Here is a 16,042-nt window from a genome sequence, read left to right on the forward strand (position 1 = left end):
AACTTCTTTTTAATTTGTTATCCGCTTCATTACTCACTAAACAGCCCCCCTTATTATAAATCCAGATTACGAACTAATTTTGCATTGTCTTCAATGAATTTACGGCGTGGTTCTACCTTATCACCCATGAGAACACTGAAAATTTTATCCGCCTCAATAGAATCTTCTAAGCTCACTTGCAAAATAGTACGATTTTCAGGATTCATCGTTGTTTCCCAAAGTTGTTCTGGATTCATTTCCCCAAGACCTTTGTAACGTTGAATCGTAATATTATCACGACCAATTTCATCGAGCTTAGCTGCCATTTCAGCATCACTATATACATACCAATGACCTTTACCTTTTTTAATTTGATATAAAGGTGGTTGCGCAATATATACGCGCCCTTCTTCAATCAATGGCTTCATATAGCGATAGAAGAATGTTAGTAATAATGTACGAATATGGGCGCCGTCCACATCCGCATCTGTCATAATAATGATTTTATGATAACGACTCTTGGCTAAATCAAATTCTTCCCCAATCCCCGTACCAAAAGCTGTAATCATAGAGCGAATTTCATTATTAGCTAAAATTTTATCTAAACGAGCTTTTTCTACATTTAAAATCTTACCGCGCAATGGCAAAATAGCTTGATAGCGACGATCACGACCTTGCTTAGCACTACCGCCCGCCGAATCCCCTTCGACTAAATAAATTTCAGTCATCATTGGATCTTTTTCCGAGCAATCAGCTAATTTACCAGGTAAAGAACTAATTTCTAACGCATTTTTACGACGTGTTAATTCACGCGCTTTACGAGCTGCTTCACGAGCCCGATTCGCCGTAGTTGCTTTATCAATAATACGTTTAGCTTCTGCTGGATGTTCTTCTAAGAATGTTTTTAACCCTTCTGATACAACAGTATCAGTAATGCCTTTTACTTCACTATTGCCAAGTTTAGCCTTTGTTTGGCCTTCAAATTGTGGATTTAATACTTTTACACTTACAACCGCTGTTAAGCCTTCACGCACATCATCGCCTGATAAATTGCTTTCATTCTCTTTAATAAGACCGGCTTTACGACCATAATCATTTAAGGTACGTGTTAACGCACTGCGGAAACCACTTAAATGAGTACCACCATCAATCGTATTAATATTATTGACAAAAGATAATAAGTTTTCACTATAACCATCATTATATTGGAAAGCTACATCCACCACTACATCATCACGCGTATTTTCCACATCAATAATGGTAGGATTCACAACATCCTTATTTTCATTTAAGAATTCTACAAAGGATACGATGCCACCTTCATACATAAAGCTTTCTACGATTGGTTCTTCTGCTCGTTTGTCACTTAACGTAATGCGCAACCCTTTATTTAAAAAAGCTAATTCTTGTAAACGAGTGCGAAGTACAGCAAAATCAAATACAGTCGTTTCAAAAATTTCAGCATCTGGTTTAAAAATAACTGTTGTCCCTGTATCGGTAGCTTCACCAATGACTTTTAATGGTGATTTTAAATAGCCACGTTCAAAGGTGATTTCATGTTCCTTACCATCTTGACGAACTTTAACAATCGTCCATTCACTTAACGCATTGACTACGGAAATCCCTACACCATGAAGACCACCAGATACTTTGTAGCCACCACCGCCAAATTTACCGCCTGCATGAAGCTTCGTCAATACCAACTCAACAGCTGGCACCCCTGTTTCATGCATACCACAAGGAATACCACGACCATCATCAACAACCGTTACACTATTATCTTCATTAATGGTCACTTCTATATGTGTACAATAACCAGCTAAGGCTTCATCTACACTATTATCAACCACTTCATAGACTAAGTGGTGTAACCCTTTAGATGAGGTACTGCCAATATACATCCCTGGGCGACAACGTACCGCTTCCAGACCTTCTAAGACCTGTATATTATCGGCACTATAATTTTGTTCTGCCATCCTATATCCTCCCTATTTTAGTAGTAATTAACTATATATCGTTAAGATTCTCTTTTTTAAAGATTTACCCTTAATTATACTCTATTTTTATCGTTTTGTGTATAAGCTCACAGGAATTCCCGTTGTTGCACGCTGTAAACGACGTCCTACGCCTGTAATTGACATGCTTAATCCATAAATAGCATCTACGGTAACTAAATAACTTTCAATGGGTTCATCAGGAAATACATGAATCACTTCACTATTTTGCCACTGCTTATTACGCCGGCGACGCCCTTTTAGGAGCGGAATATCTTGTACTACCGCTACAATATCCTCAATAGATACACTATACGTATCTGATAAATGTACAAACATAGATCATTCCATCACTTTCTTAATTATAGGATTTCTTATTTTAATGACGTTCATAATGAGTGCGTTTTTGTTCATATTGAAAACGCATTTTTTTTATTGCATTTTGGACAAAGCCTTTATCTAATTGTTGTGCTTTTTTATGAGTAATCAACATAAGTAACATATATATATCATAATTATCATCTGATGCTTCACGAATAACTCGATTTCTAAAAAAATACACGCACTCTCTGTGAGCTAACTGATAATCAGCCATAGCACAAGGTATAATCAGCTTACATACATCATCATACACTAAGTATGGTTGTTCAAATAACAGAGTTTTAATTGCTTCAATACGCTGTCTATACTCATACTCAGCCTGTTCTTTAGCTTTTAAAGTACAAGCCATACACACTGTATCAGTTGGCCCTACTAAGGAATCACAATGAGCACATGGATGATAGCCATGCGCCTTTAAATACTTAGTTTTCTTATACTGTTTGATTTGCGCTTCTCTAAACGTTTCACGCATAGACGGTTCTGAAATATGGGTAACTACCTGTTCTATAGTGGCAAGTTCAGCTTCACTCAAAGAAATAGCCTCAAAATCTAATAGGGGTCGTTCATAAGTTTCCGTAGCCTGAGTTGCCCCATAAGCTAATACGCCCTCTTCTTTGATATAACTTTGCTTATACATAGAAAGTTCTATATCCGTCATAAGAGTCTTTCCATAATATGCATTAATTTTTTGTAGCAATTGTCGTTTCATCATCTGCAATTGTTGCAAACAAGGGGAGTTTAAAGCGGCAACTTTTAAAATTGGTGGCTGTATCGCTAATAATCGAGTTTGTTTAGCCAGTAAAGGACCCACCACATTAGGCCAATCTTGGTATAGACGCATAACAGCAAAGATTTGGAATACTTTAAACTGATTATACTTAGTCTTTAAATGGGGATCATATTGTGAAAGATATGTATCAGCTTTATAACCAACAGGTCCTGCTGATCGATGTGTATCAGTAATGGATGACACATACTCCATAACAGAATTAGTTTCTATTTGATTAGTAAAATCAGGATTTATCTGTCGCTTATCAGTCTCCGACTCTTCGCTCTTCATGGTCTCACCGCCTTTCACAATTGACTAACGCTACATCCGTTAAATGCTGCACTTCTTCTAAATCAGTCGTAGTAATAAAGGTTTGAATCCGCTTATGAATAAATTGTAATAAATTCTGTCGTCGTTCCTTATCAAGCTCACTTAAGACATCATCAAGCAATAAAATAGGATATTCGCCCACTTCTGACTTAATATATTCTAATTCACTTAATTTAAGTGATAAAATAGCTGTTCGTTGTTGCCCTTGTGAACCAAATCGTTTTAAATCAATCGGCCCTGAAAAAAAGCCTAAATCATCACGATGAGGACCAAAGGATGTATTCATACGATGCCGATCAACAGCTAAATTAGCCTGTAATTGTTCATAAAAAGCATCTGCTTCAGTTATATAAGCACCATTAGCTTGTTGTTGCTCATAGGTTAATTTTAAATTTTCCTTGCCACCAGTTAAACGACGATTCATTAAATCTAAGAGTAAATTAATCTTCCGTAAACTATCAAGCCGTTTTTTTATAATAAAAGAACCTGCTTCAGCTAATTGATAATCCCATTCAGCTAACGACACCGTTGTCTTACCATAAGAATCTTTAAGCACTTTATTACGTTGTTGCAAAATTTTATTATACATTCTCAATTGCTGATAATATAAAGCACTGGTTTGTGAAATTTCAATATCTAAAAAGCGACGACGTAAGGATGGACTCCCCTTAATTAATTGTAAATCCTCGGGACTAAAAATGACCGTATTTAAGGTACCCATTAATTCCTTTTGCAAAATACGATTTCCATTTAAGCGAATATCCTTTTTTTCCTTACCGCTTAAACGTAAATTAATTTTTTGCTTCGTCTCTTTTTTTATAAATTCTACAATAATGCCAGCTTCACTAGCCCCAAATTGTAATAAATCTTGTGTATCATTGGTACGATAACTTTTACCAATCGTACTGACATAAAGGGCTTCTAACATATTACTTTTCCCTACCCCATTAGGGCCATAAAGAACAATAATATGTGGAGGAAATGTCCAACTAGCTTGTTTATAGTTACGAAAATTAACGAGCTCTAAAGAGTGAATATTCACTCGTCAGCCTCCTCTTTAACGACTAATAATGTGCCAATTCCTTGAATTTTTACAATATCATCAGGATAAATTTTCTTACGTTTTTCATGGCAAAGTTCACCATTAACCGTAATTTTTTCATCATCTAATAAAAACTTAACTTGCCCACCAGTTCCAATAATTTGTTCAAACTTTAATAATTGATCTAATTTAATATACGGGGTATGAATTTCAACTTGAATTGGTTCCTCTTTCATTTTCATAGGATCCTCCTAACTCAGTGCTTAATTAGTACGCACTGGTGTTACAACATAGGTATAATTTGGATTATCGTCTTGACGGATAACAACAGGACCATTTTGTTTTAAATACAAATGAATACGATCACCACTACTATGACGTAAAATATCACCAATATAACGGCCATTAAAGGAAATCGTAAATGGGGTGCCATTAAATTCACAAAGAACTTCTTCTTTAGCCATACCAATTTCAGCATTTTGTGTTGATAAGGTCACTTCTTTATCATTCCAATCATAGCGAATGACATTATAGCTAGCATCTTTAGCTAATAAAGATACACGATCAACAGCACCAGCAAAATCCCGACTATTTAATATAGCATTGGAATCAAATTGAGAAGGAATTACTTTTTCATAATCAGGATATTGACCTTCTATTAAACGAGAGAATAAATAAATAGTATCAAATAAGAAGACCACATTCGTACGATTCCAGATAATACGAACCATAGTTGGTTGATCTGTTGGCAATAAACGTGATACTTCCGCCAATGTTTTAGTAGGTATTAGAATACGCATAGCTGATGGCATAGCTTCTGATAAAGTAATTTTTTTTACGGCCATACGATGTGTATCTGTAGCCACCATGGTTAAATGAGTGCCTTCACCTTCTAATAAAGCACCTGTAAAAATAGGACGATCATCATCACTAGCGGCCGCATAGTTGGTCAAATCAATCATTTGCTTAAATTGTTCACCATCTACATCAATATGGTATTCATCATGAATTTGTTCTACCAAATTAAATTCACTAGGATCCATCATGATTAAGTTAAATTGCGAGCTTTCAGAACTGAGCAATAATTGTTTAGTGTCTTCATTAGATTCTAAGGTAATCGTATCTGTTGGTGTTTTACGAACCCATTCTTGGAAGTAACGAGTACTCAATACGATAGTTCCTTCTTCAATAATATTGGCATCAATAGTAATGCGAATACCAATTTCATAATCATTGGCTTGCATTTCTACTTTACCATTTTTAGTTGTCATATAAATAGCACCTGGTAAATTGGAACTTGTTTTATTTTGACTTACCTTGGCTAATGCATTGAGTGCTTTTTGTAATGTGTCTTTTGAAAATTGAATTTTCATAGGTACTCCTTTACTAATACTGATGTGATTAATTTTTAATTATTAGTAGTCTTAGTAGTAGGGATGGTGGATAAGTGGATAAGTATTTGAAAGTAGCATTTTTATTAGGTTTTCCACATGCGTATAAGTATGTGAATGAAAATAAAAAGTTATCCACATATGAACTTAAATTTTCGTAACTGTTTAAAAGTTGGAAGTTAAACACAAATTATAAACAGGTTATTCACAGAGTTATCCACACCCTGAATCGTATTAATTATGACCGTTAATTTTACTGATGATATCGCTTATCATCCGCTTTAAATCAGCATTCTTTTCCATATCTTCACTGATTTTAGTATAGGCATGAATCGCAGTAGTATGGTCTTTTTTGCCAAAGGCTTGTGAAATTTGTGGATAACTTTCATTAATTAGTTCACGACATAGATACATGGCGATTTGTCGAGGATGAGCATATTGCTTATTTCGTTTTTGTCCTACTAATAGTTCTTTCTTAATTTTGAAATAATCAGCAATAAAGTCTTGAATGTAAGTAATGGATAAAATAGTTTCTTCTGTTTCAGGAATTAAATCACGTAATACATAACGAGCATATTCAACTGTAATTTGATCTAATTTTTGTTCCATTTCAGCAGCGCTAATTAATTTAATAAGGGCACCCTGTAAATCACGAACACTGCGATTATAATAGGTGGTACCAAAGAAGCGAATGACTTCATTAGGAATCCATAGATCATGTAAACGTTCTCGTTGTTTATCTATATAGGACTTAGTAATAGCCTCTAAAGTTTCTGAATTAGGTGGTTCAATAGTAACAACTAAACCTGAATTAAAACGAGTTTTTAAACGATCTTCCATTTGGTCCATGTCTTGAGGTAAGGTATCACTGGTCAATACGATTTGCTTTTTGCCATCGGTTAAGGCATTAAAGGTATGGAAAAATTCCATTTGAGTCCCGGCATAGCGATTATCCTGAATAAACTGAATATCATCAATTAATAGAACATCTACTTTGCGGAAGGTATTGCGAAATTCTTCATTCTTTTTAAAACGGATGGCCTGCACAAATAGATTTAAGAAATTTTCACTGGTAATACACATTATTCGAAGTGATGGATAACGACGTTTTATTTCATTACCAATTGCGTGCATTAGATGTGTTTTACCTAATCCAGATTTACCATAAATAAAGAATGGATTATAGCGAGTGGCTGGATTTTCAGCAATATTTTGTGCGGCAACATAGGCCATTTGACTGGAACCACCAGGAATAAAGGTATCAAATGTATAGGCTGGGTTTAATTGCAAAATTGATTTATTGTTTTCATTTAAAATTGTATTGGCATCTGGCTGGGGTGTATCAGCCGTTTCTAAATGAGGAAATAACGAATCAGATCCCATAGCTGGTTCTTCAGGTATATAGGGACGTTTACCATCAATCATTGATTTCTTATGTGTCGTCTCTATTCGAATTGGTTCATCATAGGTCGGTGATGAAGTCACTACTTGCGAGGGTTTATTACTAATAGGCGGTAAGCCATAACGCTGTGCTAATTGCTCATAACCATTGGATATAGGCTCAGTAGGAAGCTGGTTGGTTAATGGTTCTGATTCGTAAGGTGTGCCTGTATAAGACGTTATGGTTGGAGGGAATTCATCGGTGGGCACAGTCTCTTTTGATTCACTAACAATAGTAGGTTCTTTATCACCCACTGTTGTAATAATAATGGTAAGAGTAGAGTTATTTTGTGATAGCCGTTGCCAAATATTATTTACTGAATTACGAAATGCAGTATTAATCATTGGTTCTTTTTCAATGAAATCCCTAATATATGATTGCATTGTCGTTAAGGTAAGTGTTTTGCTTGCTTCATCTAAGGTGAGAGGCAATAAGCGAAGAATGGTGCTCTCTAAAATTTGTTTTGGTAATGTGTTTTCAATATCTTCACGCACCTTGTTCCAAAAATCATTAAGATTTATGTTTGACATACCGTTTCCTTCCTAGGTGTAACATATTGTGAATAAGTGGATAACTAAAATACCTATAACTGTGCATAAGTTTTTTCTTTTTAGTAAAAAAAGAAAAATAAAAAGGTTAACACGTTAGATAAACACTGACTTTATACGTTGATTAGATTAAGTGTGGATAACAAGTGTATAAGTTGTGTATATCCTGTTGATAACCTGTGGTTAGATACTCACAATATGTTTTTCCTGTTTTATTTTGTCACTTAATATTTTATCAGAAAATAGCCACCTTGTCATTGCTAGTTGTGGATATCTTTATGGGGGACTGACGAGCACTAAAAATAGTAGCTAATTGTATAAATGACTACTATATAAGGTATAATATAATAAAAGTATCCACAAAACGCTAAATAAAAAGGAAGATAAAGCACATTACTATTGACATTATAAGGGTTTATATTTATAATTATGCTGTTATGGTATAAGTAATTACTAGACCAATCTCGAGGAGGTGTTTGATACATGAAACGTACATATCAGCCAAATACGCTTTGGAGAAAACGTACTCATGGTTTCCGTGAACGTATGAAGACTATTGGCGGTCGTCTTGTTTTGAAAAGACGTCGTGCTAAAGGCAGAAAGAAATTGTCTGCATAATATAATAGCTTTTAGGCAGGAGAAAAAAACTTGGCGCTGCTGCCAAGTTTTTCTATTCATAATGGCATAGGAAGAAAGTATGAGTGAATTAACGTTTACCCTAGATAAAGCACGAAGAATTCGTAAAAATAATGAATATCGTCTTGTCTATAAACATGGCAATTATGAAGTAGGTCGCCTTTGTGTGGTCTATCGTATGCCAGTAGCTAAACAACCAACCCGTATTGGTTTTGTAACGGGGAAAAAGGTTGGTGGTGCTGTGGAACGTAATCGTGCTCGACGTTTGATGAAAGAGGTATATCGCCTCAATCAGCATGCTATTAGAGAAGGGTATGCCATTGTGGTAGTCGGTCGTGCTCGTATGGCTGAAGCTACTTATGAGCAAGCGCGTAAAGAGATGATGTATCTTTTTAAGAAAAGTAAACTATTGAAAAATAGTGATACTTAGAAAGAGGTGCTTCATGCAACGCAGTATAACCTTATTAATGGGCGCATTAAATTGGCTATTCATTGGATTGGTGCAATTTTATCGCTATGGAATCTCTCCATTGAAGCCTAAAACTTGTCGATTTTATCCCTCATGTTCGACGTATACCTTGGAAGCATTACGCAAATATGGACCTTTTAAAGGCAGTTATTTAGGAATTCGGCGCATTTTACGTTGTCACCCTTTTAATCCTGGTGGCTACGATCCTCTTCCGTAATAACACAAATTTGGAAATGTCAAAGTGTCTGTATGGATGAAATATAGACCATACCATAACGTATATGGACACGCAAAGGCCATTTGTATTCGTCATCAATACTCGTAAGGAGAAGACTATTGGAAATTTTTCAGGTATTAGTTGATTTTATGCGAACCTTGCTTACGTATTGCTATAATCTTACGCAAGCGATTGGGTTCCCAAGCTATGGTATAGCGATTATTATTTTAACCATTGCTATTAAAGCTGTATTAGCACCATTAACGGCAAAGCAGGTTAAATCCATGAAGGGCATGCAAAAGTTGCAGCCTAAGATGAAAGAAATTCAAAAGAAATATAAGAATGATCCACAAAGAGCACAACAAGAAATTGCTAAAATGTATAAAGAATTAGGGGTTAACCCGTTATCTGGTTGTTTGCCATTACTTGTACAAATGCCATTCTTAATTGCTATTTTCTATGCCTTACAAGGGTATCCATATGATCCAGCTTATGAAAGTTTCTTATGGTTGCCAAGTTTGGGTGAAGCGGATCATTTGTATATTTTACCGGTTTTGAGTGCTCTTTCTACATTTGTAATGAGTAAACAGACTGCTGGTGATAATTCTGGCGTAGCGGCAGGGCAACAGAAAGTTATGCAAATTTTCATGCCTCTTTTCATTGGTTACATCAGTTTGAATTTCCCAAGTGGTTTGGTTATTTACTGGGTTGTATCAAATGTATTCCAAATGATTCAGCAGTTCTTTATCTATCGTAATGATAATAAGGAGGCTTAATTATGGATTATATTGAAATTTCGGCAAAAACCATCGAAGCTGCTGTAGCTAAAGGTACAGAACAGCTTAAAGCCGATGGTAAAGTAGTAGCTGATACAAAAGTCCTAGAACAACCATCCAGTGGTTTTTTAGGTATTGGTCGTCGTGATGCGTTAGTGCGTTTATATTTTGAAGAAGCACCAGTAACAGAAAAAATAGCACAAACAGTTAATGAAACAGTAAATACGGTAGCCGAAGAAGTATCTATAGCGGTGGCCGATGTTAAAGTAGCTGTTGATGAGGCTAAAGAAAATGTAGCTGACACTGTTGAAACAACCGTAGAAGCAGCTACGGAAGTAGCCTCTGAAGTGGTAGCTTCTGTAAAACCACAGCGTGAAGCGATTTCAAAAGAAGAACAAATCCGTATTGCTGATAAAGGTAAACAATTCTTACAAGATATGTTTGCTAAGATGGGCTTAGCTGTGCAGATTGAAAAAATGATGACGGCCGATAAGATTACGTTCCAGATTCATGGCGAAGAATTAGGAATTTTGATTGGTAAACATGGTCAAACCTTAGATGCTATTCAATATTTAACTAATTTAGTGGCTAATAAAGAAGTCGCTGGTCATTGCCATATCGTGGTTGATGTAGAAAATTATCGAGCTCGTCGTGAAGAAACGTTAGTGAATTTAGCGAAACGTTTAGCTTCAAAGGTAAAACGAAATCGTCAAAAGATTTCGTTAGAACCAATGAGTGCATTTGAACGTAAAATTATTCATTTAACACTTCAAAATGAACCACATATTGTGACTGATAGTGAAGGTGAAGAACCATATCGTCACGTAGTCATTGCTTATAAACGATAAGCTATGTGCGAGTCATAAAACCCGATCTATGATCGGGTTTTATTTTTACTATGATTTACAATGTTTTAATTACTAAATTACTCCATTACTGATAGTGTATTGTAGATAGTAAGATGTTAGGATTGTAAAATCGTTGCTATAGAGGAGCAAACCATGTATACAGAAGATACGATTGCTGCCATTGCTACGCCCCCTGGAATTGGTGGTGTAGGTATCATTCGAGTGAGTGGCACTCGTTGTTTTGAAATAGTGAGCACATTATTTCAGGCTAAGGGAACCGTACCTTTAGAAAAACGGCCAAATCGAACCATACAATATGGTCATATTATAGATCCTCAGAAAGGTAATAAAATACTGGATGAGGTATTAGTTTTAATTATGAGAGGTCCTCAATCTTTTACGGCTGAGGATGTTATAGAAATCCAGTGTCATGGCGGTATTGTCGTGGTGCGTGAAATTTTGAAAGTATTGCTACGCCAAGGGGCTCGTTTAGCCGAGCCTGGAGAATTTACGAAACGGGCCTTTTTAAATGGTCGTATCGATTTAACGCAGGCGGAAGCTATTATAGATATTATTGAAGCTAAATCAGAGCAGTCTTTATCAGTAGCGGTAAAACAATTGGATGGTACCTTAGCTAAATTAATTCGTACAATTCGCGAAGATTTAATTGCACTGATTGCTCATTTAGAAGTGGCTATTGATTATCCTGAGGAGGATATTGAAGAACTAACTATGGAAGAAACGGCTGATAAATTACGGCCGATTTTAGTTCAAATTGATACTTTATTAGCAACAGCTAATCGAGGACGGTTGCTGCGTGATGGTATAGTTACGGCTATTGTAGGTCGTCCTAATGCAGGGAAATCCAGCCTTATGAATGCATTATTGCGTGAGAATCGCGCTATTGTAACAGATGTGCCGGGAACGACTCGTGATAGTATTGAAGAAGCCATTACTATTGAAGGAATTCCTGTACGTTTAATTGATACAGCAGGGATTCGTGAAACAGAGGATATTGTAGAAAAAATTGGGGTAGATCGAGCTAAGGAATATCTAGAATCAGCTCAAATCGTCGTATGTGTCATTGATGCTTCAAAGCCATTAACACCAGAAGAAGAAGCTATCTTACATAGCACATCAGGTAAAAATACCATTGTATTTCTGAATAAAGCTGATAAAGGCGCTGTAGTAACGGACTCTATGATAGCACAATATGGAACCTTTACGGTAGTAGCTACAATTAGTGCTGCTAATGGTGAAGGTATGGATATATTGGCGGAAGCTGTAAAACAGTTAGTATATGGTGGCACCGTTCAAAATGAATCAACCGCCTTATTAAGTAATGTCCGTCATATCACATTGATGGAACAAGCTAAGAGCCAACTACAGACGTCCTTAGAAACTATTGAAGCAGGTATGCCTGTGGATTTTGTGGTTACTGATATGCGTGAGGCGTGGGAACGTTTAGGGGATATTACAGGGGATAGTTTACGAGAATCTATGGTGGATGAATTATTTAGTCGATTCTGCTTAGGTAAATAAGATAGCCTCGAGAGAGGGATAGGAGATAATATGTATACAGTTGATACTTATGATGTTATTGTCATCGGTGGTGGTCATGCTGGTTGTGAAGCGGCGCTTGCTACAGCTCGTATGGGCCAACGAACATTGATGGCGACTCTTAATTTAGATAATATTGCCCTTATGCCATGTAATCCAGCCGTTGGCGGTCCTGGTAAAAGTCATTTGGTTTATGAATTGGATGCTTTAGGTGGTCAAATGGCTATTAATGCGGATGCGACAGCAATTCAAATGCGAATGCTAAATACGGGCAAAGGCCCTGCTGTGCATTCCTTACGAGCTCAATCAGATAAAGTAGCCTACCAACGGTTAATGAAAGAAACCTTGGAAAACACCGATAATTTGAATGTAAAACAGATTATGGTTAATGAACTATTAATTGAAGATGGTGAAGTAAAAGGGATTTTGAGTGAACTTGGTGAAGTATATGAAGCAAAAGCGATTATACTTTGTACGGGTACTTATCTGAAAGGTAAAATTATTACTGGTGAATTAACTTATACCGGTGGCCCTAATGGCCAACGAACAGCAGAATTGTTATCTGATTCTTTACGCAAACATGGTATTGAGTTGATGCGTTTCAAAACGGGGACGCCCGCACGCGTAGATAAACGAACGCTTACTTTAGAACATATGACAGAACAGCCTGGGGATGGTATGTATCGTTCCTTCTCTTTTATGTCAGATTGGACGAATCGCAATGAACAGGTGTGTTGGTTGACGTATACCAGTGAAGAAACACATGATATTATTCGTGCTAATTTGAATCGGGCACCTATGTATACAGGCATTATTGAAGGAACAGGCCCTCGTTATTGTCCATCTATTGAAGATAAAGTGGTACGTTTTAGTGATAAAAGTCGTCATCAATTATTCGTAGAACCTGAAGGAAATCATACGAATGAAATGTATGTACAGGGGATGAGTACGAGTCTTCCTATTGATGTACAATATAAATTCTTGCGTACGATTCCTGGCTTGGAAGATGTGGAAATTATGCGTCCAGCTTATGCGATTGAGTATGATTGTTTAAATCCATTACAATTAACACCTGCTTTGCAAGTTAAGATGATTAAAGGCTTGTATTCTGCAGGACAAGCAAATGGTACTTCTGGTTATGAAGAAGCAGCGGCTCAAGGATTAATGGCGGGGATTAATGCCGCTTTATATTTACAAGGTAAAGAACCATTTATCTTATCTCGTTCAGAAGCTTATATTGGTGTTCTGATTGATGATTTAGTAACTAAAGGGACAAAAGAGCCATATCGTATGATGACGAGTCGCAGTGAATATCGTTTATTATTACGTCAAGATAATGCGGATATGCGTTTAACTGAAAAGGGCTATGAAATTGGTCTAGTTACGGAAGAACGGTATGCTCGTTTCAAAGCAAAAAAAGAATTGATTGAACAAGGGTTAGCTGAATTGCATAATACGCCAATTAATCCATCCAATGAAGTGCAGGCTAAATTAGAAGCAATGGGTACAGCGCCTATTAAAACAGGAATTAAGGCCTTTGACCTAGTAAAACGTAATGAATTATCTTATGGTGACGTAGCAGAAGCTTTTAATTTAACACGATATACGCCTGATGTAGAAGAAGAAATTGACATCATGATTACGTATGATGGATATATTAAGAAACAAATGGAACAGGTAGCTAAAGTACGGAAATTAGAAGAAAAGATTATTCCTGCTGATTGGGATTATGAAACGATGAAGGGCATTTCTTTAGAAGCTAAACAAAAATTAGCACAAATTAAGCCACATTCCATTGGTCAAGCTAGCCGTATTTCAGGCGTTTCACCAGCAGATGTATCCGTATTGCTTATTCAATTGGAACAGTATCGTCGTGAACAACAGTCCTAGGAGGGCCTATGAATTTTACTGATAATTTGGCGGTTCAATTAGAAGCTGCTGGTTTTACTGTTACAGAAAAACAATTAGAGCAATTTACTACCTATTATGAAATGCTTATAGAAACAAATAAAAGCTTGAATTTAACGGCGATTACGGATCCACATGAAGTAGCTGTGAAACATTTTGTAGATTCGTTGACGGCTTTAGATGAGGGGCAAATTGTTTTTAAAACAGGAGCCACCCTTTTGGATTTAGGTACTGGTGCGGGCTTTCCAGGTATTCCGTTAGCGATTATGCGACCTGATTTAAAGATAACTCTCTTTGATTCGTTGCAAAAACGACTTACTTTTTTAGAGTCAGTTATTAAAGCCCTTCATATATCCAATGTAACTACTTTGCATGGCCGTGCTGAAGATCTGAGTCATATGGTGGCACATAGAGCTACTTATGATATTGTAACGAGCCGAGCAGTAGCACGGTTACCAATTTTGTTAGAATGGGCCTTGCCTTATGTGAAACAGAATGGGTATATGGTTGCTTTAAAAGGCGCTGCCTATGAAGAAGAGTTACAAGAAGCTAAAAAAGCATTACAAATATTAAAAGGGACTGTGGATAGAGTAAAACCTGTACAATTACCTACATTAGCTGATAAACGAGCGATTATTTATGTGCGTAAAACAGGCATTACCCCAAAACAATATCCTCGTAAACCAAAAGAAATAAAGACAAAACCATTAGTGTAAATCTAACTAGTAGATTGCATTAAAGCATTTACATGCTTAAACCCCTGAGTTGAAGTTTTTACCTATAACAAAGTGTATTTTTTACATATAGGCTAAAACCTGCATACTCAGGGGTTTTTCTTGACAATCTATAGCATAGAAGGTATCCTATTTTTATGTGTTGACCTTATCAAGAGCGATGGAGGGACTTGGCCCTATGATATCCAGCAACCAGCAGAGGCAAGGTGCTACTTCCAACAGGAAACTGACAGATGAGGTAAAGTCCTCTGTCTGTATAGATGGAGGTTTTTTTATGAGAAAATGTAGTGAGAGGTGGGCGTATGGCTATTTATAATGGGCGATTACCACAAATTGATAAAGCAGAAGTAACGCGCTATGCAGGCTTACGCCAGGCAAAGGATTTTCCACAACAATATGTAATGGAGGCCTGTTTAGAGGTTCAGTTAGTGGCTGAACCTAAAGGTATATTTGAAGAATATGACTATGATGCGGAAACAGGCCTTATAAAAAGTAATCCCCCTTTGCAATTAACAGGACATTCGATTCGTCAGCATTTAGCAAAAGCGACTAAAGTATATGTTATGGCGGTTACAATTGGGGAAGCCGTTGAATTAAGGAGTGCTGAATTATTTAAAGCTGGTAATTATACATTAGGTTTATTGGTCGATGCAGCCGCTACAACAGCAGTTGAACAAGTGGCGGATCAAGTGAATGAAGTGATTAAACAGTCGGCCGCCAAAGCTGGTTATACGACGACTTGGCGTTTTAGTCCTGGATATGGTGATTGGGAATTATCTATACAAAAACAACTAGCCGCTATAGTAGGGACGGATAAAATCGGTTTATCCGTGACAGAGGCTTTTTTATTATTTCCACGTAAGTCAGTTACCGCGATTGTTGGCTGTATGCCTAATGGGGCGCAACTTTCAACAAAACGAGGTTGTACTTCTTGTACACAAGCAAATTGTGCTTCGCGTAATGGATAAGCGTGATGGATTTATGAATTTGCTAATAAAGAGAGTATACAGTAGGAATTA

The 16,042-nt window shown here is 36.6% G+C and carries 16 protein-coding genes and 1 riboswitch; of the genes, 9 read left to right on the top strand and 7 right to left on the bottom strand.

All coding sequences use genetic code 11. The annotated features are described in order from the left end of the window. Positions 1 to 53: 53 nt before the first annotated feature. From gyrB to dnaA, 7 genes are all read right to left on the bottom strand, one after another. Complete coding sequence (gene gyrB, locus DYE54_RS06945; protein ID WP_115310553.1) at positions 54 to 1,955, bottom strand: DNA topoisomerase (ATP-hydrolyzing) subunit B; 1,902 nt, start codon at positions 1,953 to 1,955, stop codon at positions 54 to 56. 87 nt (positions 1,956 to 2,042) lie between these two features. After that, entirely contained in the window at positions 2,043 to 2,312 is a 270-nt protein-coding gene (locus DYE54_RS06950) for a hypothetical protein (protein ID WP_115310554.1), read from the bottom strand. A 40-nt stretch (positions 2,313 to 2,352) separates the two neighbouring features. Then, complete coding sequence (locus DYE54_RS06955) at positions 2,353 to 3,414, bottom strand: DciA family protein (protein WP_115310555.1); 1,062 nt, start codon at positions 3,412 to 3,414, stop codon at positions 2,353 to 2,355. Positions 3,415 to 3,418: 4 nt separating this feature from the next. Then, complete coding sequence (gene recF, locus DYE54_RS06960; RefSeq protein WP_115310556.1) at positions 3,419 to 4,495, bottom strand: DNA replication/repair protein RecF; 1,077 nt, start codon at positions 4,493 to 4,495, stop codon at positions 3,419 to 3,421. Beyond that, positions 4,492 to 4,737, bottom strand: coding sequence for an RNA-binding S4 domain-containing protein (locus tag DYE54_RS06965; protein ID WP_245935702.1), 246 nt, complete (start codon positions 4,735 to 4,737; stop codon positions 4,492 to 4,494). The genes recF and DYE54_RS06965 overlap by 4 nt, the downstream gene beginning before the upstream one ends. Before the next feature lie 21 nt (positions 4,738 to 4,758). Further along, positions 4,759 to 5,868, bottom strand: coding sequence for a DNA polymerase III subunit beta (gene dnaN / locus DYE54_RS06970; RefSeq protein ID WP_115310557.1), 1,110 nt, complete (start codon positions 5,866 to 5,868; stop codon positions 4,759 to 4,761). A gap of 252 nt (positions 5,869 to 6,120) precedes the next feature. Beyond that, a complete protein-coding gene (gene dnaA, locus DYE54_RS06975) occupies positions 6,121 to 7,857 on the bottom strand; it encodes a chromosomal replication initiator protein DnaA (protein WP_115310558.1) in 1,737 nt (578 codons plus the stop codon). Between the two features lie 501 nt (positions 7,858 to 8,358). Between dnaA and rpmH the strand changes: the two genes are divergently transcribed. The 9 genes from rpmH to DYE54_RS07020 all read left to right on the top strand — a co-directional run bounded on the left by rpmH (position 8,359) and on the right by DYE54_RS07020 (position 15,991). Continuing rightward, entirely contained in the window at positions 8,359 to 8,493 is a 135-nt protein-coding gene (rpmH, locus tag DYE54_RS06980; protein ID WP_006555255.1) for a 50S ribosomal protein L34, read from the top strand. Between the two features lie 79 nt (positions 8,494 to 8,572). After that, positions 8,573 to 8,941: a ribonuclease P protein component gene (gene rnpA / locus DYE54_RS06985; protein ID WP_115310559.1), complete on the top strand. Its 369-nt coding sequence runs from the start codon at positions 8,573 to 8,575 to the stop codon at positions 8,939 to 8,941. Between the two features lie 37 nt (positions 8,942 to 8,978). Continuing rightward, positions 8,979 to 9,197 carry a membrane protein insertion efficiency factor YidD gene (gene yidD, locus DYE54_RS06990; RefSeq protein ID WP_479694054.1) on the top strand — a complete coding sequence of 73 codons (219 nt, stop codon included), beginning with the start codon at positions 8,979 to 8,981 and terminating at the stop codon, positions 9,195 to 9,197. A gap of 119 nt (positions 9,198 to 9,316) precedes the next feature. Next, positions 9,317 to 9,973 (top strand): YidC/Oxa1 family membrane protein insertase, encoded by a 657-nt coding sequence (locus tag DYE54_RS06995; RefSeq protein WP_422822090.1) that lies wholly within the window; start codon positions 9,317 to 9,319, stop codon positions 9,971 to 9,973. Positions 9,974 to 9,975: 2 nt separating this feature from the next. Then, complete coding sequence (jag, locus tag DYE54_RS07000) at positions 9,976 to 10,821, top strand: RNA-binding cell elongation regulator Jag/EloR (RefSeq protein ID WP_115310561.1); 846 nt, start codon at positions 9,976 to 9,978, stop codon at positions 10,819 to 10,821. Positions 10,822 to 10,974: 153 nt separating this feature from the next. Beyond that, the gene (mnmE, locus tag DYE54_RS07005; RefSeq protein WP_115310562.1) at positions 10,975 to 12,363 is read left to right on the top strand and encodes a tRNA uridine-5-carboxymethylaminomethyl(34) synthesis GTPase MnmE; all 1,389 of its coding nucleotides are present in this window, start codon (positions 10,975 to 10,977) and stop codon (positions 12,361 to 12,363) included. A 30-nt stretch (positions 12,364 to 12,393) separates the two neighbouring features. Then, positions 12,394 to 14,271 carry a tRNA uridine-5-carboxymethylaminomethyl(34) synthesis enzyme MnmG gene (mnmG, locus tag DYE54_RS07010; protein WP_115310563.1) on the top strand — a complete coding sequence of 626 codons (1,878 nt, stop codon included), beginning with the start codon at positions 12,394 to 12,396 and terminating at the stop codon, positions 14,269 to 14,271. Between the two features lie 8 nt (positions 14,272 to 14,279). After that, positions 14,280 to 15,005: a 16S rRNA (guanine(527)-N(7))-methyltransferase RsmG gene (gene rsmG, locus DYE54_RS07015; RefSeq protein ID WP_115310564.1), complete on the top strand. Its 726-nt coding sequence runs from the start codon at positions 14,280 to 14,282 to the stop codon at positions 15,003 to 15,005. Between the two features lie 163 nt (positions 15,006 to 15,168). After that, a riboswitch (SAM riboswitch) is annotated at positions 15,169 to 15,263 on the top strand. A gap of 62 nt (positions 15,264 to 15,325) precedes the next feature. Beyond that, positions 15,326 to 15,991, top strand: a complete 666-nt coding sequence (locus tag DYE54_RS07020; protein WP_115310565.1) for a methionine synthase — start codon at positions 15,326 to 15,328, stop codon at positions 15,989 to 15,991. The last annotated feature ends 51 nt before the right edge of the window (positions 15,992 to 16,042 follow it).

The sequence above is a fragment of the Veillonella criceti genome (assembly GCF_900460315.1).
GTDB lineage: Bacteria > Bacillota > Negativicutes > Veillonellales > Veillonellaceae > Veillonella_A > Veillonella_A criceti.